Source organism: Nitrosospira multiformis (assembly GCF_003050865.1).
GTDB lineage: Bacteria > Pseudomonadota > Gammaproteobacteria > Burkholderiales > Nitrosomonadaceae > Nitrosospira > Nitrosospira multiformis_E.
Genome location: NZ_QAOK01000074.1, coordinates 1 through 1,610, shown reverse-complemented (window position 1 = coordinate 1,610; position 1,610 = coordinate 1). Strand labels below are relative to the sequence as shown.

Sequence of the window (1,610 nt, the reverse complement as noted above, 5' to 3'; positions counted from 1 at the left end):
GGCCCAGACGTGAATGCCCTGGGCGCGCTTTACGCTTTGCACCACCAAGCCATCGATCCCTAGGATAGAATCGATTGGGGACATCGGTATTGCCTCCATTAAACGTGTTCTTCGTAAAAACAAGTCTAATGAATACCCTTGTCCCCCGTTAATGATGAAGAGCCCTACTTTATCTCTACGAGGGGAGACAATTGTTGACCTCGAGGGAATCGAGAATTGATGAGTATCCTTCGCCTAAACCTTTCTGTATTTCAGAAACTCTTTCAATGCGGAGTCCCACGATAGTAATAGACACATAGAACATATGGCTACGAACCAAGGGGTCGTGGGTTCGAATCCTGCCGGGCGCGCCAATTCATGCGATTCTCAAGGGAACCGCATTTTCTTTTTGCACTATAGAATCGAAGTGCACTATAGAATCCTACTTGAATGGTCTAATCCGCTCGGGTTTGCGCGGTAGATCGCTTCTGTTGGCTTGGCATCCGCATGCGAAAGAAGGGCTCGTGCATGCTCCAGAGACTCCGCATCGGCGGCGCATTTGGCACGCAAATCGTGCTCCGTGAAGCGCTCAGTCACCTTCGTTTCTTTCAGCACAGTCCATGAAGCGTCCCTACATGCTATCCCAGCCGTGGCATAGGCCAGTTCCCTCATCGATATAACCTTCCCCTTTCCGGTTGCAGAATAAGTAAGGTGATATCGGGGGATAGGGCTCAAATCCTTGCAGGACCCCATCGATACCAGTTCACCGAGTGGGAAGCTCGTATTCCATATTTTCGCAGCGCTGGCTGAATTCGAGCGTGGGGTAATTCGAGAGCGAACCCGTGCAGGGTTAAGAGCCGCACGGGAACGTGGACGTGTGGGGGCAGGCCTCCAGCACTTTCAGCCAAGGATCTTCAAGTAGCCAAGGCGATGCTGAAAGATCCTGATATCACCGTGGCTGCGGTCGCGCAACGGCTCAATGTGGCGGCATCCACCTTATACCGTCATATCCCCCACGCGAGAAGCGCAACCTTAGAAGAATAAAGCGTGATGACGAATAAATCGTCTCAATTCCACAACATGCAATAGTAGACTAGAACTTCTTGCAGGATTGTGCCTGGAGGTTCAAATGAAGAAATCATGATTTAAGGAAAGCAGATTGTTGGAATGTTGAAGGGTCGATAGTGCGTCGTGGACTCACTTTTTTATTGGGAGAATTCGCGACATTTATAGCACGACGCAAGAAAGGAAAGCAGAAGTCGTCATATTCATAATTTAGCGTCAATTAAAAGTTTCAAGCGCCATGACTCAAAAGGGCGCTAGTGGTCGGGGTCCTGTTTTTCACAGCCTCCCATATGCGAAAACTTCCTTTGTCGTTCTGGACCCTGGCCCGCGATTACGCTTTTTACATATCAAGCTGTAAAAATCAGCCTCACTTTTCTAACATACAAGTGCGACCCAAGCCTTTATCCTCCCAAATCCTGCCCTATTAATTTTTCCAATATCTCCTTATGTAAATCTTGTGCTTCTAAGGTATGAGGTTGGCCGGGAATTTCGGATACTGACGGTGACGGTTTAAACTGAGCACTGGAGGTAGAAGGATGTACAAGATTCCGAAGCAGAGCTACACG

The 1,610-nt window shown here is 48.8% G+C and carries 1 protein-coding gene and 1 pseudogene; both read left to right on the top strand.

Features of this window, described 5'->3' with window-relative positions; translation table 11 throughout:
- Positions 1 to 703: 703 nt before the first annotated feature.
- Positions 704 to 844: pseudogene (locus C8R21_RS15760) on the top strand (recombinase family protein); the annotation flags it as partial.
- Positions 790 to 1,023 (top strand): helix-turn-helix domain-containing protein, encoded by a 234-nt coding sequence (locus C8R21_RS16800; RefSeq protein ID WP_146162527.1) that lies wholly within the window; start codon positions 790 to 792, stop codon positions 1,021 to 1,023. The pseudogene C8R21_RS15760 and the gene C8R21_RS16800, both read left to right, overlap by 55 nt.
- Positions 1,024 to 1,610 lie beyond the last annotated feature (587 nt).